This is a genomic window from Pseudomonas sp. RSB 5.4 (assembly GCF_037126175.1).
Lineage (GTDB): Bacteria > Pseudomonadota > Gammaproteobacteria > Pseudomonadales > Pseudomonadaceae > Aquipseudomonas > Aquipseudomonas fluorescens_H.
Map to the genome: position 1 here is coordinate 1961801 of NZ_CP146986.1, position 21606 is coordinate 1983406.

The following is a 21606-nucleotide window of genomic DNA, read 5'->3' on the forward strand; positions in this document are numbered from 1 at the left end:
TTACAGCTGCCAGGAACCGATATCGGCATTCACACCGTCGCCGTCAGGCTGACCGTCGGCACCGAGGGAAAAGATATCGATCTCGCCATTGGCGCCAGGGTTGAGGTACTGATAAGGACGACCCCACGGGTCATTCGGCAGGCGCTCCAGGTACGAACGCCAGTTACTGTTCTTCGCATCCGCCGGCCGCTCCACCAGCACTTTCAAACCCTGACTCTGGCTCGGATAAGTACCGTGATCGAGGCGATACAACTTCAGCGCCTGCATCAAACCGCCAATATCCTGCTTCGCCGCCGTGGCCCGCGCCTGATCCGGCCGATCCAGCACCTTGGGCACCACCATCGCCGCCAGAATCCCGAGAATCACCACCACCACCATGATCTCGATCAGGGTAAAACCCTGCTGCCCACGGGGCATCCGGCTCGGTCGTCCGGGCTGTTTGAACTGCGCGATATCCATCTCGACATTCCCTTGGCTTGATTCGATTCGACGCGCAGTGTTGCAAGAAGATATGTCAGGGATGTTGAAAATCCTCGGGAGTTTTGGTCGTCAAGCCGTCAAGGACGCGGGTTAGGGTCGAGGGCTGAGTTTGGGTTTTGGGCCTGTTATGCCGACGCGCTCCCGAGAAAACGGATTCACCCTGATTGAAGTGCTGGTGGCGCTGGCGATTATTGCTGTGGCGATGTCGGCGGCTGTGCGCGTGGCGGGGTTAATGACGCAGAGCAGCGGGATTTTGCGGGATCGTTCGGTGGCGATGATTGCGGCGCAGACACGCATGGCGGAGTTGCAATTGGAAGGCCGATTGCCGACTGGTGTGAAAGCTGTTGATTGTGATCAAGGACGGTTGTTGTTGCGGTGTGAACAGATAATCGCAGCGGCAGAGAATGGGCGGCTGCTCAAGGTCGGGATTCAGGTGTTTGACCGCAATCAGGATGCACCGCCGTTGGCCCGCCTGGAAACGTTGCTCAGCCGGGCCAAAAGTCCCTAGCCCTTACGAATCGCCGAACCGTCAAAGACACCTGCTCCTACAAAAAACCTTTGTATTTCCCATAAAGCCAAATCACCCACGATGCACCGCACACGACATAGCTGACATGAAATGGACTCGTCGCCCAGAACCTGAGTCCGCTGGGCAGGCGTTGAACGGCATCGATCAGCAAGGGTTCCTGCCGTTGGATACTTTTGGATGTAATCAACTGGCTGACAGCGGTCATCCGCTGAGTTCTCGAGTAAAAACTTCCCCCTGATGAACCACAGTCCATGGATAAGTAGAGCCACTCATCAAAGTGTTTTTCCAGAGCATCGAGTTTTGTATAAACCGCGTAGAAAATCATTGCGCAGTTGATCACGCCCAGCAGGAGCAGCGCCCCACATGCCCAGGCAAATATTATTTCGGTGATTTCCATTATTCGGAATACTCATGAGTTTCTTGCCCTGAAAACTCACCATCATCAAACATCCTTTTTCTGTCTCCACGGCACCCAGACGGCTCGCGCTAGCACTTGATAGACGACCGGTTTCTCATGGTGCTTACTCGAACAGTCCTAAATATTCCGCCCAACCATACAAAGCCAAAATTCCCAGCAGAGAAAATGCATTCAATCGATATGGAATTTCGACCCACCGCCGCAAATTCAGCGGAAGGCTCTGGACATCTTCGAGGGCGCTCGGATTATCCAGTAACAGGCGCGAAGGACGTTTACGAAGCAAAGCAGTGATCAGGTTGAGCCTGTACCTCCGCGCCCAAAAACCGGAACGTCTCTTCTGAGGGCAGTTGTGGAGCAGAAAGCAATTTTCAAGGTGCAATTCAATTTCGGAAAGCTTGAAATACCCGACATAGATCATCACCAGAACGTTGGAGATGATCAGCACCAGTAACGCAATGCCAGTGGCGGCGAACAGAAGTTTGATTTCACTCATTTGAGGTTGCTTCGTAAACGATTTCACCGACGACATCGCCGATCTTAGATCCTGTATTGCCTGCTACAGAAGCTGTCGCGCCGCTGATGACGAGGACGCAAATAACGCCGCCAATGCCTCGTGTTTTTAGTGCAACACCTGCGCAATACTCCATTGTGAGCGGTGCGGTATATGTGGTTGCCGCGAGAGTTGTTCCAACGTTACCTGCCAGTTTGCTGCCTTCGATGAATTTAACCTTCTGGCATTCTTGATCAGTACCGGTACGGCACACTTCGTTGATTCGTAGAGTTGCCGCCCCTGTTGCTAAACCTATTCCGACGTAACCTCCGATCTGCATGAACTTTGCCGCCCGCGCAACGCCAACGATGTTGGACGCATATCCCGGCAACTGAGTGGGACCTCCCGCTTTATCCCAACGGTGAATGGTTCTTCGAGTCGACAAACCCAATGCTCTTTTAAGCTTGGGGTGATCGGCAATTCCGGTTCCCTTGCGTACCAGCGCCCCAAGGCCACCATCAAGCTTCGTCAAGATCCGTTTGCGCTGTGCAAAAAAATCCGGCGAGCGAAGATGCCCGTATTGCCGATAATGCTGCTGGTGCAGTTGCTCCATATCCTGCAAAGCTTTTTTCAACCCATCCAGATGCTGGCCGATCATATAAGAGGCAATCCCCAGCGACCCCGCCGACACCTCCAGAAACGGCTCAATGACCTCATGATGCTCAACCATGAACGAAGCTTCTTCATCCGAAAGGTCTTTCAACGCCTCGTTCACCTTCTCCGCAGCGGCCATCATCTGTGCTTCTTCGCGCCGGCACATGTAGTTGCGAGAGTCACTGAACAAGACCATTTGCCCAGGTTTGACCCGCTCACCGAGGTGTCGATTGAGTGAGCGGAATTCGCGAAGCAGTGAATCGCCGGGCCTGATTTCGTACAACTCCCGTTCAAGCGCTTCGAGCGTCATGGGTTTCTGAACGATGTGGAAGCCCGATTCGGCGGGTTGCGGCAAGGTATAGGCGTGTTCCTCCACCAGATGTTGTGCGGGAGGAGGCTCGGGTTTGGGGTTGAAGGCGCTCCAGGAGGCACCGCCGCTATCTGCAACCTTGCGCGGTTTCACTACTGCCCACTCACCGTTATGCACAGCATCGATGAGTTTTCGCTTATTCGCGCCTTGCCTGTAGTTGGAACGATGCAGGCCCATGGCTTTTAACAAGTCGTCGAATCCGGGCAAGTCGTCCGGGCGATTCATTGCCTGTCGGAATTCTTCCATGGCTTGGTAGGAATCAAGGATCTGGTCTCGCTGACCATGCAGCTCGCTTTGCGGAATGAGTCTGGCCACGCCCGTCTCCAGTTCTGAAAACGGGGGACTTTGGCGAACAGACTCAACTTTGAATGCAGGATGGATCGCTGTTCGTTGTAGGGGAAATCCGTATTTCTGGTTTCGGATTCCGGGCTCGAATCCTCAGTGTTTTATAGCGGCCGTGGTTGGCGGATCGGCGAACTTCGCGACAGAGGGGACCGATTCATTTTCCGAGAATAAATCCGTCCCCTCTGTCCCAAGCTCCCACCGGTTTCAGCGACTTACACAAAATCTGTGATCAACATAAATCCCTGTGGGAGCGAGCTTGCTCGCGAAGGCGCCAGAATGAACACCCGATCAATCACCAGGTGATCCCGACACCCGCATCACCCCGGCAATTGCAAATTATCCAACGCCCGATTCACCGCCAAGTCCCCGAGCATAATCAACTGCGCAATCCCCGCCAGCGCGTGCCGCTGCGACACCGGTAACAAACTGGCAATGTTCTGCGCGAGGGTTTTGGCCGAAGCAAGCGTCTCACTGGCATCGACCAGCAGCTCTTCGGTTTTATTGTCCGCCGTCACGGCATACATTCCGCGGGTTTTACGTGGCGGCGGTGTGGAACCGGGCGGACAGAGGTAATGGTCGAGCGCGCGGTCGGCGGCTTCGTGGAGTTTTTTTGAGTCGATGGATTCGTAGGGTGAAACCGAGGCGGTTTCGGGTGGGTTGGGTGTAGGTTTGATCATGGTGAAGCTCCTTGATTGTTGGAGCCGCCACAGTTCGCTGCGAAACGAAGGGAGGTGGCAGCTGTACGCAGGTTCGCAGACCGGGAATCAAGGAACCCGGCATACCCGAAGGTATCCCGCGCACAGCCGCCATGAAGCACCATCGCCAAAAAAAGCAACGATTGGGAGCGCTGTGCGCCTTGATTGATCCGGGCTGCGAAACCCGATCGCTGATTCGTCAGCGACCAAACCACAATAGAACCCGCCCCCAAGGCGCACAAGCCGGCGGATTCTGGCGTAGCTGTAGGCAACGGCGCAAGGATGTGTAGCCTGGGAGAGTGTCTGGAGATGTCTTTTTAAACGCCGACGTTCATCGAGGTCTTACTGCGGCACCTCCCAACTTAAAAAATCCTCCCCATTAACGGGATTCCTGCGGACAAAGCGTAACCCCAGTCGGGGCGCAAAGGCATTGCGAGCAACCCGACAGAAGTCACTCACAAACAGTCAATCAAAAAATTGTAAGAAATGTTGAGTGCAACTTTTGCCTCAGGCATTCTGTGCGACGCAAAAGTACATGGGCGGTAGATTTTCCGCGTTCCTCCCCCAGGGCGCATTTTCTAGCTACCCCAACGCTTGCCCTGCGTGCTCTCTCAGTGGCCGGAATGTCGATTTCTATTCCAATCAGGCCAAGGACATCTGAATCTTTGAAAAGGAACTTCCCGTGAGTGGCAAACCAGCAGCCCGCGTCACAGATCCCACCAATTGCCCGCTCCCGGGGCATGGCACTAATCCAATTGTCAGCGGCTCGCCCAATGTCAATTTCGACGGTCTACCCGCCGCTCGGATGACCGATAAATCCGCCTGCGGTAGCCCGATCACTGGAGCGGTCAGCTCGACAGTTTTTATCAATGGGCTGAATGCCGCTACTCAAGGCAGTACCGGCGGCCACGGCAACGTAGTTGTAGGTGGCTCGGGCACGGTCATCATTGGCGACACCGTCGTATCAGCGCCTTTCAGCGGTCTGACGTCGATGCCCGTGCACTTCAGCGACAAGTTCAGGCTTATTGACGACGAGTCAGGGGAGCCGCTAGCTAATCTTGATTACGCCATTCAGCGAGCTGACGGCAGCATTGAGCATGGTGTCAGCGATTCAATGGGGTATACGCACGTAATCAGGTCGCACCTCGCCGAAACGATCCAGCTGTTTTTGGAGGATTGAAAATGGATGTCAAAGTAAATAACGGAAGTTTTCCTCATGGCTGAAGTCATTAGCAAAAACGGCCGAAAAATGTCATCTGTCGCCACCCGAACGGTGACACCTGTCAAAGACTCCAGCACTAAAGCTGTATCCGTAGACGCAAAGCAACAAAAGAGGCGTGCCGAGAATGCGGAGTTCTTAAAAAATAAAAATGTGCAGGCCTTTCTGGATACGTTGGCACAAGTCGAGGGTGGCGATTATCACGCGAAATTCGGCTATGGTTGGGCAGCCGGCTGGAAATCCGGGAAGTGGACATTCAGTGATGAGTCTACTCACCCAGGTCCAGGTTTCGGAGGTTCAACTACAGCTTCTGGAAGGTACCAGATCACGAAAGCCACATGGTCGGAACTCTCCATCAAAGCAATGGGGCTATCTGACTTCAGCCCCGGAACGCAGGACTTGATTGCCGTTGAACTACTGCGCAACGTGAGCGCGATCGAACCGCTGATCGGTGGCGACTTAAAAACTGCAGTTGGAAAAGCATCAAAAAAATGGGAAGCGTTGCCTATGGGGCCGGGCATGGCAAATCGACCCATCAATGGGAAGCCTTCCGGCCAACCTTATACTGAGTACGACGAAGTGGAAAAAATATATAAGGGCTTTGGCGGTACTGTTAAATGAAACTAAAAATATTAGCCATCAGCCTTTTGTGTTGCGTCAGTTCATTTTCTAGCGCAGCGGACGTTCCCATCAAAGAGGGAATGCCATTTACGCAAGCCCGAAAAGCTTTGTTAAAAAATGGCTGGAAGCCGAATCCGACCTACTCAGGTGAATTCGGGGTTGAAAGCATCATCCAAAGAAAAGGTTTCAATGAAATCGAATCCTGCACAGAGGGCGTCCGTTTCTGCAGCTTCAACTACATCAAGAACGGAGATTGTTTAGGTGTAGGAACTGTCGGCGAAGAAGTCAAAGACATGAAAATTTATTCCTGGAACTTCAAATGTCCTGAAAAGGATTGAAATCAGAAATCGACAACAAGGTGGGCGGCGCTTCCCGAAGGTCCAGGCAAGAACAACCTTACGCCGAGTATCCGGATTTTTTATCGACCTACAAAGCTGCGGGAGGAACTGTCGAATGAAGGCTTCAGCCCTCGTACTTGTCGCAGTTTATTGCATGGGTATCAGCGCAGCGTTCGCCGGCGGCTCACAGGCGTCAAACGACAAGCACGGACCAGCAGGCATCGCAATCGGTGAGCGTTTGGTGGCGGCGAAGGCCAAGCTAGTCAAACAAGGCTGGAAGCCCACGCCGATGCATACCACCGATGGCTATGAATACAGTGGCGTGGAGAAAGAACTGGCTGCACGCAAGTTCTTCGAACTGGCCACCTGCTCCTTTGATAGCTCGCGTTGCATCTTGTACTACTCGAAGAAAGCAGCTTGCCTGCGCGTCGATACCCTCGGTGAGCAATTCAATGACATGACGGTGACGCGATGGACCCGTGAATGTCCTGAAGCGACTCAATAACCACACGAAGACGGCACGGTAATAATCAACTGCTCCCACAGGTTTCAGCGTTTTACACAACATCTGCAATCAGCATAAAACCCTGTGGGACGAGCCTGCTCGCGAAGGCGCCAGAACGAACACCCGATCAATCACCAGGTGATCCCGACATCCGCATCACCCCGGCAACTGCAAATTATCCAACGCCCGATTCACCGCCAACTCCCCGAGCATGATCAACTGCGCAATCCCCGCCAGCGCGTGCCGCTGCGACACCGGCAACAAACTGGCAATGTTCTGCGCGAGGGTTTTGGCCGAAGCGAGTGTTTCACTGGCATCCACCAGCAGCTCTTCGGTTTTGTTGTCCGCCGTCACGGCATACATCCCACGGTGTTTACGTGGCGGCGGCGTGGATCCGGGGGGACAGAGGTAATGATCGAGCGCGCGGTCGGCGGCTTCGTGGAGTTTTTTGGAATCGATGGATTCGTAGGGGGAAACCGAGGCGGTTTCGGGTGGGTTAGGTGTTGGTTTGATCATGGTGGAGCTCCGTTTTTATACCTGGTGGAACCACCAAAACCCGTCGCTAAACAAGTAAGGGTGGCAGCTGTACGCGGGTTAGCGAACCGAGAGGTATAAGACCCGGCAGACCCGAAGGTCTCCCACGCACAGCCACCATATCGTCATCGCAAAAGTCTGCGACAAACTGGAGCGTCGTTGCACTTATACCTGGTCGGGTCGCTAAACCCGGTCGCTGGGTTGCCAGCGACACGTAGACGATAAAGACCAGGTACAAAGCGCACAAGCCGGCGGATTCTGGCGTAGCTGTAGGCAAAGGCGCAAGGATATGTAGCCTGAGAGAGTGTCTGGAGATGTTTTTCTAAACGTTGATGTTTATCGAGGTCTTACAGCGACACCTCCATGAGGCATGGAGGCCGGCCAGATGATTCTCAGATTTATTTTTGGAAAAAAAAATCAGCCTCCTTTTCCCCTAACCTGTACTTCTACGGCGAGCAGATCATATGATCGGAACAGTACCTACCTGAGAGGGAGTGTCCATTTTGCCGAACGTGTTTTTCTCTTACTGCCATGCAGACGAAGCCTTGCGCGACCAGCTGGAAAAGCAGCTTGCTATGCTCAAGCGCCAGGGGGTCATTGATACATGGCATGACCGCAGGATCGGTGCAGGCCAAGAGATCGATGCAGCAATCGATGATCACATTAACAGCGACGAAATTATCCTGTTACTGATCAGCCCTGACTTCATCGCTTCCGACTACTGCTACAACATCGAGATGACGCGAGCGATGGAGCGCCACGACGCGGGGGATGCGATCATAATTCCTGTGATTCTTCGCCCATGCGATTGGCACTACGCACCATTCGGTAAGCTGCTCGGCACGCCCCAAGATGGGAAGCCAGTGACACTTTGGCCTGATCGGGACGAAGCATTCTTGCAAGTCGCGAAGGAGGTCCGGAAGGTCGCCGAGCGATGCAGCCGCAACCAACCGAGCACAACACCGCGATCTGAGCTGAAAAATTTCAATGCCGGCTCAGTGCCCACCTCCACGGCCCCGACTAGCCCTAGGTCGAGTAACCTCCGGATGGCTAAGAGCTTCACCCAACTGGACAAAGACCGCTTCCTGCTCGACAGCTTCGAGTACATCGCCCGTTACTTCGAGAACTCGTTGGGGGAGTTGCAGGCACGCAACCCGGGATACGAAGGAGTATTTCGCCGTATAGATGCCAATCGCTTTTCTGCAAATATTTACAAGGATGGCCAAGACGTTGCGAAGGCGACTGTGTTCACTGGCGGCCAGCTAGGCGCCGGGATCTATTACAGCCATGGAGATTCGTTTAGCGGTGGCTCGTACAACGAGGCACTCACAGTAGATACGGATGACCAAGCCTTGTACTTGAAGACTTTTGGCATGGCGTTCCACACTCGGCAAGACCAGAAGCTATCCCAAGAAGGCGGGGCCGAAACGCTTTGGAGTTTTCTCATCGCACCGCTACAACGCGATGGGTGAGTCATCGCTGGACGCGAATTAACCGGATTACAGAGGGCAACTAGCCTCTTTTACTCAGCCCCCTGCTACAAAGAAGTAAGACCCACATAGAAGGCTCAGACCATGGAAGTAGCCCTGCTTGCCCACATCACATTTAACCGAATAGGCTCAGCCAGTGGTCGCGGAGGCTTTCAAAGCCAGCGCCAAGTCAGGTTTTCCGCCGAGGTAGCAGACAACGATCAATCGGCCTTACGGGACTTGGTGATCGAAATCGCAGAGGCCAATGGTGAAGCAGCGGGAGCCTTGAAAAACTTGAGGTACGAGCGGAGCTACGGAGGGGAAATGGTGCTCAACATCCAAGGCCCGAGTACCTCATACAGCACCGCTTATGCCAATATCGCATCATCCATGCGCTAAAAGCCAACGGGCACTACTTTGAGCTTCAAGCGGTAGACGACAGAGGTGTCGAACCGTTTGTCTCATCTCGGCAGACTACGTAATTTTTCATGAAACTAAGGGAGCTGATTTAATTTCTGGAAATAACTCAGCACTTTTTTTCGAGCATTTAAAAAAGTAGCCTGATTTATCATTGAATGATAAGTCAGTTATTTCCGTCATATTTACTCAAGCGGCAACCCGATCAGATTGTCGTATAAATTTATGAGGATCACATAAATATGCCGACCATCCTCTCATGCATTTTTTGTCATAGTAATGAGAGCTCGTCAGTAGCCCACATTGTTCCCGAGTCGTTAGGCGGGAAAAACTCTCCCATTGGAAGACCGGGAGTTACCTGTGATCGCTGCAATCAATACTTTGGGCAAAAAGTTGAGTCTAAGGCGTTGCAGAGCTTCCCATTTAACGGCTATCGCCTTCTGAAAGGAGTGCCCTCGAAGAAGGGACGCTTCGTTCGAATGGATACCACGCTTGGCCAAGTGCAGGCATCCGAAGCGCCCGGAATCATTCAACTCGAACCGCGAAACGGTCAACTGAAGAATCTCGTCGAAACGGAGCGGGTTTCCCAGTTTCATCTGATAGCCGAAGTCACGGAGCCTCTCGCCGTGGTTCGTATGCTACTGAAGATTGGACTTGAGCAACTGGGTAAACACTATTATGACGTCGCAGTCTCGGATCGGGTGGAAGAGGCTCGAGTTTTCGCTCGGAGGCCGGCGAGAAGCGATAACTGGTGGTTTGTTCTTTTCACTGAGCCTAGCGAGATACTAGACACGAAGGTTCAAGGCGAAAGCGCCATTGAGATAAGGGAGCAAAAGGGCGTATTAGTTTCGGTCATGCGTCTCCCTGGAGTTACTACTATAGTCCCGTTGGAAAAGCGAGCATTGCCGCCAACTCAGGGGAGCCTGCCGGAGCCTTTATATCGAATTATTCAGGTTGTATGCTAATGTGGCTCTACAACAGACCGTGCCAGAAGGTAAGCGACAAAATCAAAAGGGGACTGTTTTATTATTTGGAAATAAATCAGCCCCCTTTTTTCTCAAAACGAGCTTGCTAGTCATGTTCGTAGCGAACCGGCGATATCGAATTAAGCGTTGCAAAAGAGAGCGGTTCCACCAGAACACCTATACCCATATAAAACTCAAGAAGTTGACTATTTCTGAATTCAACCTGTGGCACGAACCCATACTCTGCGTGGGGGACCCAAGTAAAGTCCTCTATCTCAATCACATACCCCCACTCACCCAATGCTGACAAAAGCGATTCTTTATATGTGCCGCAGAAAATATATGTAGGACCACCACGCGCAAGGCGATAATTCTCCTCTATAAGCTCATCTGAATGAGAGGCATGACAAATAGCAGAATGCAAGTGATGCATGCATGCAATAAGCCCTTTATTGGGACGATCCGTAAGTTTCTCAGGGTCGACCAAACCGTGTATCAAATCATTGCGAAGATTGTTAATCAGTCTCCAATCTGACTTACGTCCTTCTTCAGCATTTTTAGGCTCAAGATCATTAAGGACGAACGAGCGAACACCTACAAGAGTCGTTTTTTTCTGACAAACTCAAAACTGCAGGAAACACACTGACCTTTTACCTCTTCTGTTCCAGGCGTCAAGCCTATCATTTTCGCCAGAGGTGGCTCCATACATTCCAAACCGATATAGGCTTCTTGAAAAGCGATGGCATCATCAAGAGTTCCTATTGCACCTCGATATTGCAACGCAGCTCGACGAATCCGGTTTCCGGAATCAAGCCCATCCCAATGAGCTATCAAATGCTGAGCCTTCCTTATGTCGCCTACTGATATTTCTTTTGCCCAGTGCTTAATTGGCAGTTTTTTAAATATTATGAATTCGTTGTCCTCTGACTTCGTCAACCTCACGATTTGAAGCAACTCACTGGACTGAAACGTTGATCCAGTAACAACCGATAACGCAGAGAGGAAGTCTTCTAGTAATGCTAGACCTTTACGCGCGGTGACAATCAGATCAGCCGAATAATCATCGTCGAATTCAACAGCAAGAAGTGACCCACCAGATTTCAACTGCACATCTTCCTCCTGATATGCACTACGTATCGAAACTTGACAAGTTACGCCTTGAATTTTAATTTCGTTCAGCGTCTGAGGTGCCACTTTAACGGAAAGCGGCTGGTGTACAAGCACGCGGACGGTTGAGAATTTTGCCTTCATCACACCAGTTGCTTTATCATTATTTTCTTTAGTTTTTTTATTTTTCTTAGCCATACCTTAACCTTCGAATTAGTGATTTTTAGTGTTGCCTGCTTTAGAAAAAAAGCAAAGTTAAAGGAAAGATAAACAGGGACTGTTTTATTTTCCTCTTCCTCTTCCTCTTCCTCTTCCTCTTCCTCTTCTTTTTCTGCCTCAACTTCGATTTCATGACCCTAATTTTTGACATGAGAAGCGACTCGCTTGCGGGACGACCTCCTTTCGATGGAAGGGTCAGGCGTACTTCGCCGCTGTCTTCAGAAACTTGCCAAACGCAAAGAGAGCCATGTCAACTTTCCTCTGCTCACCCCCACCAAAGGATTTGAAGAAAGGGATGTACTCTTGTTGGTATACCTCATACTTTTTCTTGTTTGTTCCTGGAATTTCTTCAATTTTTCCGGTCTTCATATAGCGCATGGCTCTGAAGACATGCTGATCGAAAATTGGCCACTCGCGTGGCGATAAGCAATGGAGGTAGAAAATATTCCAGATCGCGCTGCCACTCTGCTTGTGATCAAGGTAGCGTGTCGCCGGATCGTCTTTGAACGAGGTGGTGTAGTTCGCTGCAATGCTTTGAGCCTTCGCTTCCGCGATTTTTTCGATCCCGTTTTTCCATTCGAAAAGTTGCCGCAGTGACTTCTCGGTCAATGGATTTCCGATGTTGTCCGTGTACTTTTCTTCGTTCTTAAATTTGTACTTTGACGACCAGTGATCCAAGAAGCGAGGCAAGTCTCGAAATTTGATCTGAAAAGAAAGATGCATTTCTGTCACCTAAACAGCGCCTAATGGTTAATCTGACAGACAGACAAAATAAATCCGTCCCCATTTTTCGTCCCCATTTTTGTTGAAAACTGGCCAAAACAAGACTTTAAGTTAGTCTAGGAAACAGTGGCGATACAGAGACTTTTAACAACCCTTTGGTTGTTGCTCTTTCAGATACCGGCGAGTAAGTCGCGCAATCCCTCCATAGTGCTACGAAGAGGTTCAAGAATGCCAGGTTCATCATCTGCCAGCTTCACAACCCATTCGGCAAAACTCACCTTGGCGTCGGCTGTAGGGGCTAGTACAAAATAATGTTTTTGATCTTCGCGAGGCCTGATGTACTCCCTGATTTTTTTCGTATCCGGAAATAACGCAGCGTGAGGAATCTCCTCTGTCGCGTAAGCTTGCTCCGCCTCAGCACGTTGCCTGAGAGAAGGGCTAAAAATATTCTCAAGACAACCAGGCCAGAACTTCTCATCAACCTTTAAGCTTCGCATCAATGAAGTTAGATCGGGATTCAAGGGCAGGCGACACCAATAAACGCCGTTACTATTATGCCTAACCCATTTTCCTCCCTTGCTCAAATCTTTACTTGCAAGCAGTTCGCGCCCCTCAAGATCATTATCGATGAGACAGAACAATCTTTTCTCAGGTGCTAGTTGAGATAAAATCTTGCCATCTTTCGCTAAGCTTTCCATTTTAGAGGTGCCACCTGCAGATTCAAAAGTTGCAGGTGTTTCGGCACCAATAAATAGCTCCCAAGCCCTTTCAAAAATTAGCTTGTCAGTTTCCCCCTCGACAAATATGACTGGGAGGTTGGATCTCTCGACTTCCTCTTTGAAAGCTAGAGCCTCTCGCTCATGCCTCAAAATGGTTTTGTGAGCTTCAAGTAAATATGAGCTGATTACAGGGAGATGTGGTGTTTCCCCCATCAATTCTCCTGGATTAGTCGCTAAGTCGTGCCCTATCGGAGTTATTTTTGAATTGGGGCGATCTGACCTGATGTCAGTCTTTGAAACAAAATACCTTTCAACATCCTTATCAACTAGCGAGAAGAACGCGGGGCTATGACTTGTGAGGAAAATTTGCTTATTGCCTTCCAAACCTAAGCTCTTGAATGTATTAGCTTCATCTATAGCACTGGCGAGTTCAAGCGAATTTTCCGGCTCTTCGAATCCCCAAATGTGATAGTCAATTGAGCTTCTATCTGACAAAAAAGAAAGTATTTGGGGAATATGCCTAACTTGTATGCCGTCTCCGCGCTGTAGAGTTAAGCTATAAGCATCTCCATTTTCTGAAGTTGTCTCGAAGTCAAGTGATCTGAATAGTTCGGACAAATCCTGAGGAGTTGACACTACGCTATTTATTGCTAGTCGATTCAATAGACCTTGGGACAAGTCTGTTGTTCTGTTTCTCAAAGCTTGGGCAAAGTCCCCGAGCGAATCTGAAAACTCCGCATGATTCGAAATCACGGTATAAATTTCAGCTTGGAGCTTTTCAAATATTTTTCTATCTTTGATGGCTGGAATATAATGAAATTTTATTTTATTTAGAAAGCGAGTTAAGTATTGCTCCTTATTTGCATTACGAATGGATGATATGTATTTTGGCGTTGTTTCTGTGGTTACACTCCATTGGCGCTTCACCCAGAAAGTTTCGCCTAGAGAAGCCCGCCAGTTTTTCGGCGTCGTGAAGGTGACTTTAACGTAGACAAATTTACGAATATCTGCAGCCGTTTCAGCTTCTGCCCGACGGGCATGATTAAGGTCGCGCTCGAGGTTGAATTTCTGATCTGGATTTGTTTCGTTATTGAAAAAAAGGTTAAGAGCCCTGAGGATATTACTTTTCCCAGAATCATTTCTTCCGAAGAGTATATTGCTATTGCTGCAATTAGTTACCTGCTCTTTATAGATAGAGCGAAAATATGCGACTTCAATTTCCTTAATCAGCTTCACTGCTACTGGCTCCATGTTGGCACGATTGATGGTCTCTCATGGCCGTTAGTTCCTACAGGTGGGGTGATACCAATGTGCCAAAATGCAGTAAAAGTAGGTTCACGCCGCACGAATGCCATCGAAGGTAAGCGAAAAGCCACCACACCGTCTAGCAATGACAGAACGAAATCATCATCTCGTCGAAGACATTATGTGAGTCTCTACGGCGGTCGCTGTTCGCAAATGCTCAAAAGCTTTCTGATGAGTAGGCCCCTGTAGTTACTGTGCCGTCGCCAGACTGTCCCTATCTCCTCGTTGTAATGGCTCAGTGATGGGCCTATGTGGGCAGCTCAGGCAATAGTCTGATGCCATTTCCCGATACGTTTGGCACCTCTAATTTGAGGTCCGCTTTATTGGCCGAAAGCGGACAAATCTTTGTCCGGAATGTTGACCGCTACATTCCTCCCCCCATCAACCGAGGCATCTCCCCCCCCTCCCCCAACCTCTCCACCCCCAACCTCACCCTCTCCCCCCCCTGCTCAATCACCACCCCATCCCCCTCCACCTCCACCAACTTCACCCCAAGCCCCACCCTCTCCCCCTGCAAAAAACTCCTCGGCGGTCCATCGTTCAAACTCAAAATCGCCACCGCCCCGCGACTCCCCGCCATCACCCCGCTCACTTTGATGTCCACCGGCGCCGTCTGGTTGGAGAACCATTGCAACGCCGGGCTATCACTGCGCGCCGCGAGCATTTGCGGGGGGCTGGTGGGGTGTGGGATTCGGCGGAGGTCAGGAGCAGCGACGACCAGGTCGCGACGCCGACCAGGGCGGCGAGCAGTGCGAGGGCCTGGACGGTTTGCGGGGGGAAATGCGGGTGGTGAGCATCATGGGCTGAATCTCCTTTTAGTCCCTGCTGACAGGCTACGCGGCAATTCTCACGGTTTTATTTCACACGTCTTACATGTTGGCCGTGCAGGATGGTTTTTTGGGACGGGGCAGGACGCAACGGAGCGCGCAACCGATGAAGGTGGGCAAGCAACAGGGTTTTACGCTGATCGAGCTGATGGTGGTGCTGGTGATCATCGGGATTGCCAGTGCGGCGATCAGTCTGAGTATCAAGCCGGATCCGCTGCAGTTGCTGCGCAAGGATGCCGAGCGTGTGGCGCAGTTGCTGCAAGTGGCGCAGGCGGAGGCGCGGGCGGATGGTCGGCCGATTGTTTGGGTGAGTGATGGCAAGGGCTTTCGGTTCAGTCGGCGCAGTGACAGTGGTCGGGGGTTTGAGCATTTCAAGGATGATCCGCAGTTGCGGCCACGCACCTGGCAGAGTCCGAAGCTGGAGGTGCGGGTGGAGCCGAAGCAGAAGGTGGTGCTTAACGCCGAGTGGATCAATCCGCCGCTGCAATTGACCCTGTCTGATGGGCTCAATCGGCTGAGTGTGCTGCGTGATGCCAGTGGAAGGATCAGTGTGCAATGAACGACCAACGGGGCTTTACCCTGATCGAGGTGATGGTTGCGATTCTGTTGATGGCGGTGGTCAGTTTGATTGCCTGGCGCGGGCTGGACAGTGTGACGCGGGCGGACAGTCATTTGCAGGCGAGCAGTGAGCAGAGCGACAGTTTGTTGCGGGCGTTGAATCAGTTGCAGCGTGATGTGGAGATGCGCGCGGGTGTGGAGTTGACTGAGCCGAAGAAGGTTGGTGTGGATGATGAGCCGCCGACGGCGCCGCCCGCGATTACTGTGCGGAGCAGTAATAGCAAGGGGTTTCGGCTGGATATCATTCGCAGTGCGGCGGATCAGCCTGGGGCTTTGCAGCGGGTGCGCTGGTGGGTCAAGGGGGATACGTTGTATCGGGCGGTGGCTGAGGCGCGCAGTCGGTATCCATTGCCGGCGCCGACTGGCGGGGTGGCGGTGTTGGAAGGTGTGAGTGATGTGCAGGTGCGGGTTTGGGAGGTGGATAAGGGTTGGCGGCAGTTGAGTGGGAATCGGCGGGAGGATCCGTTGGGGTTGGAGGTGCGGTTGACGCGGGAGACGGCGCAGGGGGTGGAGCGGTATCGGCAGGTGATGGGGCCGCTGCAATAATCTGAATCACTGCAAAAACCTGTGGGAGCGGGCTTGCTCGCGAATGCAGTGGGTCAGTTGATGATGATTTGGCTGAATGGACGCCTTCGCGAGCAAGCCCGCTCCCACAATTGGATTGGGTTTGGTCAGTTGGGGAGTGGTTGGCTTGGGGGCTGTCATCGCTGGTAGGTCAGCTCCCACAAGCCGGTAGGTATTGGTCGGCTGTCGGGCCGTCATCGCGAGCGGGCTCACTCCTACAAGTGGATGGTATGCAGTCTGAGAGAGATGAGTTGGCTGGAAGGCCGCCTTCGCGAGCAAGCTCGCTCCCACAGGGGGTGGTGGGGTTGGTGGATTGGGTTAGCTGAGGACGACGACGCCGCCGGGGAGTTCGGTGCATTTGACGCCGTAGGCGTCGCGGATCAGCAGGGCGACGCCGGCGAGTTGGTCGAGGCTGAAGCGGGCCTGGACGCGGCGTTGGCCGAGTTCGCGGTTGAGCAGTAGCAGCATGCCTGGGCGATAGCGGTTGATCTCGTCGATCATCTGGCTGAGGGTCGCGCCGTTGAATACCAGCACCTGTTGGCGCCAGTTCATCACTGCGGCGGTGTCGACGCTTTGCACTGCGCCCACTTGCTGCGCGTCGTAGGTCAGTTGTTCACCGGGCTGCAGGCGCAGGCTGCGGCCATCGACATTGACGTCCACCGAACCATCGAGGCACGTCACGCACACTTGCTGATCGGTGTTACGCAGGTTGAACCGCGCCTGACTCGCCCGCAACCACCCGCCTCCGGCCTGCATCGCCAGTGGCAACCGCGCGGTCTGTACTTCGACTTCGCCGCTGACCAGTTCGAAACCCTGCACGCCGTCATCGCCGGAGCGCTGGTTGATGCGGGTTTGTGTATTCAGTTCCAGGCTCACGCCATCGGCCGGTTCGACCCGGCGCTGCTCGCCGACTTCAGTGATGTAATCGGCGCCGAGGCCACCAAAGCCTCCGGGAATCGTTCCGCGCACCAGCAAAAACGCCGCCGACGCCGCGATGGCGCCACCGAGAAACGCGCGCCGGCCAAATCGCCGAGGCGATTGCAGCATTTCAGCGGCAGGCTGCAGGTTGTGCCACAACACCTTGGCCTCTTCGAAAGCGCGGGCATGTTCGGCGCTTTGCGCGCACCAGTCGCGCAACGCCCGGGCGTCGGCCACTGTGGCGCGGCCCGAGGTCAGCAGGACCAACCAGTCGTGAGCTTCGTTGTGCAGATTGTCGGCCGCCGATGGCTTGGCAGGTGTCAGTCGAAAGATGTTCAAACGCGCAGATTCTCAACGAATTGATCGGGCACTATTCAGATGACGGTTTTCCGGCCCCGCGACCGAACCGCTGAAACACTTTTCTTTCCAGTTTCGCTGCGCAGTGCCCCAACGCGGCTTTGATTTCCTTCTCGACCATGCGCGTGGAAATGCCGAAGCGCTGCGAGATTTCCAGGTGCGGCGCCTCCTCCAGCCGCGCCGCGATGAAGATTCGGCGACGTCGTGCGGGCAGCTCGTAGAGGGCACTGAGCAGCGACTGGATTTCCTTTTGCCCACCGACCACCCGCGCCGGGTCCAGCGCCTCGTCGCCGATTTGCAGCAGCTCTTCGACTTCCTCGCCGGTGAGCAGGCGCGCATCGGCCTGACGGCGGTCGGCGGCGATGTTCAGGGCCATGCGATAGAGGTAGGCATTGGGCCGCAGCAGGTTCGGCGGCGTCTCCATGCGGTCGACCCGCAGGTAGGTTTCGTGCAGCACGTCGTTGGCCAGGTCTTCCGAGCCGAGACGGCGGCGCAAGCGCACCCGAAAGTCCTCGTAGGACGTCAGGAACAGCTGGACCATCGAACCTTGTCCGGTGTCTTTCATCCCCCGGAAACTCCTTCCCATTTGGTGCATTCCATGCGTTTCCCTGACGACTCCGGTAACAACAGCAACGTGACCGGCTGACGCAACGCGCTGGGCGTCGGCCGGTCGATCCTGAGATTGCGAAAGCTCTCCACCAGCGCGGTATCGCGCCGTTCATCACCGGTCGAAGTGACCAACCGGTTGTGCTGCACCACGCCGTCGCGCCCGACCCAGACCTGCAACACCGCGCGATAACTGCCCGGGCGAGTCAGTGGCGAACGGCACAGGTTGCGCTCGATCGCCGCTTGCACCGCGGTGGCGTAGCTGCGACTCACGGCGGCGCTGGCCGGGGTGGTTTTGTCCAGGACCGACGGCACGTCCTCGACCTGCGCCACCTGCAACGTGAACGCATCGTCGCGGGCGTAACGCGCCATCAGGCCACTGCCGCCGAGCAAACGGCGCAAGGCGTCGGCAGCGGTGTATTCGCCGTCGACCGCCAATGAGCGCCGGCCACGACTCAACTGACTGTCGACCAGCACCGCCACCCCGGTGGCATGGCTGTACTGATCCAGCGCCCGGGCCAGATCCTGCGCCGGAATGTGCAGCGTCATGCGCAAGTCGGCGGGCGCGGGTTCGGCTGTCGCAGCACTGCTCAACCAGCCAAGCAGCAGCCCCAGACTCACCCGGTGCACAAGAGTCGCTGAACGCTGAAGACCGTCCCTGGAACTGCCTCGCTGCACGGCTGACGTACCCCTGAAAACCGTCATCCTGATGGCTGTTTATGAATCTGGTGTGACGGGCGGTGCAAAAAAACCATCACGGGATTCGCGCAAGGCTTGCACTAGACTGCAATCAGAGAACGGCCGCTTCGGGCCGGCCAGGAGGCTTGCATGAAATCACTGTGGAAAATCGCCCTCGGCGGGCTGCTGCTGAGCGCCTTCGCCAGTGCCCACGCCGAACAGCCGCTGGGCTGTGTGGAGGTGACGGTGGGCGGCTACAAGGCGCCGAATTACGATTGCCTGAGTCAGCAGATGGGCAACAATCCCGAGGGCGCTGCCGCCGCTGAGAAAAATCAGGAAGCACTGAATGTGCCGGTGAACAAGCGGCCACCGAATCAGGTTGGGCTGGCGACGCCGGCGGCGACCAGTACGCGGATGGGGAATACGTTTGGCACATCGGTGAAACCGCAGCGCCCACCAAACTGAAGACCAAACTTTGTGGCGAGGGAGCTTGCTCCCGCTGGGGTGCGCAGCGCCCCCAAATCTGCCGAACCGGTTTTAACTGACAGACCGCATGCAAAGGTTTTGCGACTGCTGCGCAGCCGAGCGGGAGCAAGCTCCCTCGCCACAGGTGTTGTGTTGTTCAGTCGCTGGGGGTTTGGCGAAAGCTTACTGCGAGGCGATTCCAGCTGTTGATGGTGGTGACGGCCATGGTCAGATCCACCAGTTCCGCCTCACTGAATTGCGCTTTGGCCAACTGGTAAACCTCGTCCGGCACATGACTTTCCGCCAACAGCGTCACGGCCTCAGCCCAGCCCAGCGCGGCGCGTTCACGCGGATTGAAAAAGCCGCTGTCGCGCCACACCGCAATCGCATACAAACGCCGATCACTCTCCCCGGCCCGCCGCGCGTCCACCGAATGCATGTCGGTGCAGAACGCGCAGCCATTGAGCTGCGAGGCGCGGATCCTGATCAGTTGCAACAGCGGCGCCTCGATGCTCAGGTCGCTGGTCAGCGCCTCCATGGCGATCATCGCTTTCATCGCCTTGGGCGATGCGTTGTAGTAGTCCAGACGCGGGGACATGGCAGGTCTCGGGAAGCGGAATGATGAGTTCACGGTAAGCGCAGAGCTGGCGGCGTTACAGCCCCAATTCCACGGAATATCGCTACACCACTGAAAGCCCGGCCACACAAATCCCCTGTAGGAGCTGCCGAAGGCTGCGATCTTTTGATCTTGCTTTTGTTTATAAAAATCAAAGTCAAAAGATCGCAGCCTTCGGCAGCTCCTACAGGGATTGGGGCCAATTTGGGGATTTTCCGCTGCGCATCTACTGACGAACAGGCAAAGCGGAGTAATCTGGCGGGCATTCAATTCGCCCCCCGGAGCCGCGTCGGTATGGAACTTCACGTCGTGATCAATGGCCGCAAGGACCTCGCCGGCCAGTTGTACAACCAGCTGCGCGGCGCCATCGAGTCCGGGCGTCTGGCCGCCGGTACGCAGTTGCCGCCCAGCCGTCTGCTGGCCGAGCAACTGGGGATCTCGCGCAAGACCATTTCCGACACCTACGCGCAGCTGACTTACGAAAACTTCCTCACCGGGGTGATAGGCAAAGGCACCTACGTCAATGCACGCCCGGCGCAGATTCAGCGCAAGCAAAGCCACACCGAACTGGCCAGCGCCGAGGTGATCGAGCGCTGGCGCAATCTGCCGGTGTTTTTGCGCCACCCGTCGCTGGAAGGTTCGTTGCGCTATGACTTCATCGGCGGCGCCACCAGCAAGGGCCAGTTCCCGCATGACGACTGGCGCCGCTGCGTGTCGCACGCGATGCGCCAGATGGCCGGGTCCAAAGGCTTCTACAGCGTGCCCGAGGGTTTGCCGGCGCTGCGCAATGCGATTGCTAGGCACATCGCGTTTTCGCGCGGGATCAACTGTCAGGACGAAGACATTGTGGTGTGCAACGGCGCGCAACAGGCGCTGGACCTGATCACCCGCGTGCTGATCAGCCCCGGCAGTCGGGTGGCGATGGAGGACCCGGGGTATCCGCCGGCGCGCCTGCTGTTCGGCACCCACGGTGCCGAAGTGGTCGGAATCCCGGTGGATGCCGAAGGCATTGTGGTCGAACAGATTCCCGAGGGTACGCGGCTGATTTACGTCACCCCGTCGCACCAGTTTCCGCTGGGCATGCCGATGAGCCAGGCGCGCCGCGAGGCCTTGCTGGCCCGGGCGCATGAGCTGGGCGCGATCATCATCGAGGATGACTATGACAGCGAATTCCGCTACGAAGGGCGGCCGACGGACTCTCTGTTCAGCCTCGACCAGCGCGGTATCGTGGCCTACGTCGGCACCTTCTCCAAGACCCTGCTGCCGGAGCTGCGCCTGGGTTACGCGATCCTGCCGCCGGCGATTCTCGAAGCGGTGATCCGCGCCAAACAACTCACCGACTTGCACGCCTCGACCCTGCCGCAATGGGCGCTGGCCAAGTTCATCGCTGAAGGTTGCCTGCTCAAGCACATCCGCCGTTGCCACGCGATTTACGCCCAGCGCCGCGAGCGAATTCTGGCGCGCATGGCGACGGATCTGTCGCCGTGGCTGGAGGCGATACCGCCCAGTGCCGGGTTCCACATGGCGGTGCTGTGCAAGGTGCCGATCGACCTGCCGCTGGTGATCGAACTGGCGAAAAAAGTCGAGGTCGGGCTGTATTCCATCGACGGATTCCATTACCAGCAACCGGTGAAGAGCGGCCTGTACTTCGGCTTCGGTGCGATTGAAACCCTCGACATCGACACCGCTCTGGATCGCCTGCGCGACATTCTGCAACAAGTGGCGTGAATCATTGGTCTGGGCGATTAACCGCCGATTGGTTATTGGTGATCACGGGGTGCAGGCCTATTCTGCACTGGCGTTATCCCTCAATGAGCAGGATTCGTCCGGCCTGA

General features: G+C 54.4%; 25 protein-coding genes and 1 pseudogene. 12 read left to right on the forward strand and 14 right to left on the reverse strand.

The features are described 5' to 3' along the window. Entirely contained in the window at positions 1 to 459 is a 459-nt protein-coding gene (gene gspG / locus V9L13_RS08590) for a type II secretion system major pseudopilin GspG (protein WP_027613117.1), read from the reverse strand. A 148-nt stretch (positions 460 to 607) separates the two neighbouring features. Between gspG and gspI the strand changes: the two genes are divergently transcribed. After that, positions 608 to 988 carry a type II secretion system minor pseudopilin GspI gene (gspI, locus tag V9L13_RS08595; protein ID WP_338802849.1) on the forward strand — a complete coding sequence of 127 codons (381 nt, stop codon included), beginning with the start codon at positions 608 to 610 and terminating at the stop codon, positions 986 to 988. A gap of 37 nt (positions 989 to 1025) precedes the next feature. Here gspI and V9L13_RS08600 read toward each other — a convergent pair whose 3' ends face one another. The 4 genes from V9L13_RS08600 to V9L13_RS08615 form a co-directional block, all read right to left on the reverse strand. Next, positions 1026 to 1406 carry a hypothetical protein gene (locus tag V9L13_RS08600; RefSeq protein WP_338802195.1) on the reverse strand — a complete coding sequence of 127 codons (381 nt, stop codon included), beginning with the start codon at positions 1404 to 1406 and terminating at the stop codon, positions 1026 to 1028. Between the two features lie 124 nt (positions 1407 to 1530). After that, on the reverse strand, positions 1531 to 1920 hold the full coding sequence (locus V9L13_RS08605; protein WP_338802196.1) for a hypothetical protein: 390 nt from the start codon (positions 1918 to 1920) through the stop codon (positions 1531 to 1533). Continuing rightward, positions 1913 to 3256, reverse strand: coding sequence for a hypothetical protein (locus V9L13_RS08610; protein ID WP_338802197.1), 1344 nt, complete (start codon positions 3254 to 3256; stop codon positions 1913 to 1915). Before V9L13_RS08610 ends, V9L13_RS08605 begins: the two co-directional genes overlap by 8 nt. A 347-nt stretch (positions 3257 to 3603) precedes the next feature. Then, complete coding sequence (locus tag V9L13_RS08615; protein ID WP_338802198.1) at positions 3604 to 3963, reverse strand: hypothetical protein; 360 nt, start codon at positions 3961 to 3963, stop codon at positions 3604 to 3606. A 700-nt stretch (positions 3964 to 4663) separates the two neighbouring features. Here V9L13_RS08615 and V9L13_RS08620 point away from each other — a divergent pair. The 4 genes from V9L13_RS08620 (at position 4664) to V9L13_RS08635 (ending at position 6664) form a co-directional block, all read left to right on the forward strand. After that, positions 4664 to 5161 (forward strand): PAAR domain-containing protein, encoded by a 498-nt coding sequence (locus V9L13_RS08620; protein WP_338802199.1) that lies wholly within the window; start codon positions 4664 to 4666, stop codon positions 5159 to 5161. A 36-nt stretch (positions 5162 to 5197) separates the two neighbouring features. Next, on the forward strand, positions 5198 to 5821 hold the full coding sequence (locus V9L13_RS08625; RefSeq protein WP_338802200.1) for a hypothetical protein: 624 nt from the start codon (positions 5198 to 5200) through the stop codon (positions 5819 to 5821). Next, positions 5818 to 6159 carry a hypothetical protein gene (locus V9L13_RS08630; RefSeq protein ID WP_338802201.1) on the forward strand — a complete coding sequence of 114 codons (342 nt, stop codon included), beginning with the start codon at positions 5818 to 5820 and terminating at the stop codon, positions 6157 to 6159. The genes V9L13_RS08625 and V9L13_RS08630 overlap by 4 nt, the downstream gene beginning before the upstream one ends. A gap of 115 nt (positions 6160 to 6274) precedes the next feature. Further along, entirely contained in the window at positions 6275 to 6664 is a 390-nt protein-coding gene (locus V9L13_RS08635; protein WP_338802202.1) for a hypothetical protein, read from the forward strand. A 156-nt stretch (positions 6665 to 6820) separates the two neighbouring features. Here the strand turns inward: V9L13_RS08635 and V9L13_RS08640 are convergent, their stop codons facing one another. Continuing rightward, positions 6821 to 7180 carry a hypothetical protein gene (locus V9L13_RS08640; protein ID WP_007968533.1) on the reverse strand — a complete coding sequence of 120 codons (360 nt, stop codon included), beginning with the start codon at positions 7178 to 7180 and terminating at the stop codon, positions 6821 to 6823. A gap of 512 nt (positions 7181 to 7692) precedes the next feature. Here V9L13_RS08640 and V9L13_RS08645 point away from each other — a divergent pair. The 3 genes from V9L13_RS08645 (at position 7693) to V9L13_RS08655 (ending at position 10049) form a co-directional block, all read left to right on the forward strand. Then, on the forward strand, positions 7693 to 8670 hold the full coding sequence (locus V9L13_RS08645; protein ID WP_338802203.1) for a toll/interleukin-1 receptor domain-containing protein: 978 nt from the start codon (positions 7693 to 7695) through the stop codon (positions 8668 to 8670). A 102-nt stretch (positions 8671 to 8772) separates the two neighbouring features. Continuing rightward, positions 8773 to 9066, forward strand: coding sequence for a hypothetical protein (locus V9L13_RS08650; protein ID WP_338802204.1), 294 nt, complete (start codon positions 8773 to 8775; stop codon positions 9064 to 9066). Positions 9067 to 9326: 260 nt separating this feature from the next. Next, positions 9327 to 10049, forward strand: coding sequence for an HNH endonuclease (locus tag V9L13_RS08655; RefSeq protein ID WP_338802205.1), 723 nt, complete (start codon positions 9327 to 9329; stop codon positions 10047 to 10049). 594 nt (positions 10050 to 10643) lie between these two features. Here the strand turns inward: V9L13_RS08655 and V9L13_RS08660 are convergent. The 4 genes and pseudogenes from V9L13_RS08660 to V9L13_RS08675 all read right to left on the reverse strand — a co-directional run bounded on the left by V9L13_RS08660 (position 10644) and on the right by V9L13_RS08675 (position 14872). Further along, positions 10644 to 11354, reverse strand: coding sequence for a hypothetical protein (locus V9L13_RS08660; protein ID WP_338802206.1), 711 nt, complete (start codon positions 11352 to 11354; stop codon positions 10644 to 10646). A gap of 216 nt (positions 11355 to 11570) precedes the next feature. Then, the gene (locus V9L13_RS08665; protein ID WP_338802207.1) at positions 11571 to 12098 is read right to left on the reverse strand and encodes a hypothetical protein; all 528 of its coding nucleotides are present in this window, start codon (positions 12096 to 12098) and stop codon (positions 11571 to 11573) included. Between the two features lie 170 nt (positions 12099 to 12268). Beyond that, on the reverse strand, positions 12269 to 14053 hold the full coding sequence (locus V9L13_RS08670) for an AAA family ATPase (RefSeq protein ID WP_338802208.1): 1785 nt from the start codon (positions 14051 to 14053) through the stop codon (positions 12269 to 12271). Positions 14054 to 14486: 433 nt separating this feature from the next. Then, positions 14487 to 14872: pseudogene (locus V9L13_RS08675) on the reverse strand (type II secretion system protein N). Between the two features lie 183 nt (positions 14873 to 15055). Between V9L13_RS08675 and gspH the strand changes: the two are divergent. After that, entirely contained in the window at positions 15056 to 15508 is a 453-nt protein-coding gene (gene gspH, locus V9L13_RS08680; protein ID WP_145597036.1) for a type II secretion system minor pseudopilin GspH, read from the forward strand. Beyond that, the gene (locus tag V9L13_RS08685) at positions 15505 to 16113 is read left to right on the forward strand and encodes a prepilin-type N-terminal cleavage/methylation domain-containing protein (protein ID WP_338802209.1); all 609 of its coding nucleotides are present in this window, start codon (positions 15505 to 15507) and stop codon (positions 16111 to 16113) included. Before gspH ends, V9L13_RS08685 begins: the two co-directional genes overlap by 4 nt. Before the next feature lie 336 nt (positions 16114 to 16449). On the opposite strand, the gene V9L13_RS08690 is transcribed toward V9L13_RS08685, so the two are convergent. From V9L13_RS08690 to V9L13_RS08700, 3 genes are read right to left on the reverse strand one after another with little or no spacing between them, the layout of a single operon-like run. After that, positions 16450 to 17388, reverse strand: a complete 939-nt coding sequence (locus V9L13_RS08690; RefSeq protein WP_338802210.1) for a FecR family protein — start codon at positions 17386 to 17388, stop codon at positions 16450 to 16452. A 31-nt stretch (positions 17389 to 17419) separates the two neighbouring features. Continuing rightward, positions 17420 to 17971 (reverse strand): RNA polymerase sigma factor, encoded by a 552-nt coding sequence (locus tag V9L13_RS08695; protein ID WP_003225656.1) that lies wholly within the window; start codon positions 17969 to 17971, stop codon positions 17420 to 17422. After that, a complete protein-coding gene (locus V9L13_RS08700; RefSeq protein ID WP_338802211.1) occupies positions 17968 to 18633 on the reverse strand; it encodes a secretin and TonB N-terminal domain-containing protein in 666 nt (221 codons plus the stop codon). Before V9L13_RS08700 ends, V9L13_RS08695 begins: the two co-directional genes overlap by 4 nt. 207 nt (positions 18634 to 18840) lie before the next feature. Between V9L13_RS08700 and V9L13_RS08705 the strand changes: the two genes are divergently transcribed. Beyond that, positions 18841 to 19155 (forward strand): hypothetical protein, encoded by a 315-nt coding sequence (locus V9L13_RS08705; RefSeq protein WP_338802212.1) that lies wholly within the window; start codon positions 18841 to 18843, stop codon positions 19153 to 19155. Between the two features lie 157 nt (positions 19156 to 19312). Here the strand turns inward: V9L13_RS08705 and V9L13_RS08710 are convergent, their stop codons facing one another. Then, positions 19313 to 19753, reverse strand: coding sequence for a carboxymuconolactone decarboxylase family protein (locus V9L13_RS08710; protein WP_338802214.1), 441 nt, complete (start codon positions 19751 to 19753; stop codon positions 19313 to 19315). Between the two features lie 312 nt (positions 19754 to 20065). Here V9L13_RS08710 and V9L13_RS08715 point away from each other — a divergent pair, with 312 nt between their 5' ends. After that, positions 20066 to 21499, forward strand: a complete 1434-nt coding sequence (locus tag V9L13_RS08715; RefSeq protein WP_338802215.1) for a PLP-dependent aminotransferase family protein — start codon at positions 20066 to 20068, stop codon at positions 21497 to 21499. Positions 21500 to 21606: the final 107 nt, after the last annotated feature.

Bases quoted from the DNA above. Each gene is read 5' to 3' on its own strand.
- gspG (WP_027613117.1), bottom strand. From the start codon at position 459: ATGGATATCGCGCAGTTCAAACAGCCCGGACGACCGAGCCGGATGCCC.
- gspI (WP_338802849.1), top strand. From the start codon at position 608: ATGCCGACGCGCTCCCGAGAAAACGGATTCACCCTGATTGAAGTGCTG.
- V9L13_RS08600 (WP_338802195.1), bottom strand. From the start codon at position 1,406: ATGGAAATCACCGAAATAATATTTGCCTGGGCATGTGGGGCGCTGCTC.
- V9L13_RS08605 (WP_338802196.1), bottom strand. From the start codon at position 1,920: ATGAGTGAAATCAAACTTCTGTTCGCCGCCACTGGCATTGCGTTACTG.
- V9L13_RS08615 (WP_338802198.1), bottom strand. From the start codon at position 3,963: ATGATCAAACCTACACCCAACCCACCCGAAACCGCCTCGGTTTCACCC.
- V9L13_RS08625 (WP_338802200.1), top strand. From the start codon at position 5,198: ATGGCTGAAGTCATTAGCAAAAACGGCCGAAAAATGTCATCTGTCGCC.
- V9L13_RS08630 (WP_338802201.1), top strand. From the start codon at position 5,818: ATGAAACTAAAAATATTAGCCATCAGCCTTTTGTGTTGCGTCAGTTCA.
- V9L13_RS08635 (WP_338802202.1), top strand. From the start codon at position 6,275: ATGAAGGCTTCAGCCCTCGTACTTGTCGCAGTTTATTGCATGGGTATC.
- V9L13_RS08640 (WP_007968533.1), bottom strand. From the start codon at position 7,180: ATGATCAAACCAACACCTAACCCACCCGAAACCGCCTCGGTTTCCCCC.
- V9L13_RS08650 (WP_338802204.1), top strand. From the start codon at position 8,773: ATGGAAGTAGCCCTGCTTGCCCACATCACATTTAACCGAATAGGCTCA.
- V9L13_RS08655 (WP_338802205.1), top strand. From the start codon at position 9,327: ATGCCGACCATCCTCTCATGCATTTTTTGTCATAGTAATGAGAGCTCG.
- V9L13_RS08660 (WP_338802206.1), bottom strand. From the start codon at position 11,354: ATGGCTAAGAAAAATAAAAAAACTAAAGAAAATAATGATAAAGCAACT.
- V9L13_RS08665 (WP_338802207.1), bottom strand. From the start codon at position 12,098: ATGCATCTTTCTTTTCAGATCAAATTTCGAGACTTGCCTCGCTTCTTG.
- gspH (WP_145597036.1), top strand. From the start codon at position 15,056: ATGAAGGTGGGCAAGCAACAGGGTTTTACGCTGATCGAGCTGATGGTG.
- V9L13_RS08685 (WP_338802209.1), top strand. From the start codon at position 15,505: ATGAACGACCAACGGGGCTTTACCCTGATCGAGGTGATGGTTGCGATT.
- V9L13_RS08695 (WP_003225656.1), bottom strand. From the start codon at position 17,971: ATGAAAGACACCGGACAAGGTTCGATGGTCCAGCTGTTCCTGACGTCC.
- V9L13_RS08705 (WP_338802212.1), top strand. From the start codon at position 18,841: ATGAAATCACTGTGGAAAATCGCCCTCGGCGGGCTGCTGCTGAGCGCC.
- V9L13_RS08710 (WP_338802214.1), bottom strand. From the start codon at position 19,753: ATGTCCCCGCGTCTGGACTACTACAACGCATCGCCCAAGGCGATGAAA.
- V9L13_RS08715 (WP_338802215.1), top strand. From the start codon at position 20,066: ATGGAACTTCACGTCGTGATCAATGGCCGCAAGGACCTCGCCGGCCAG.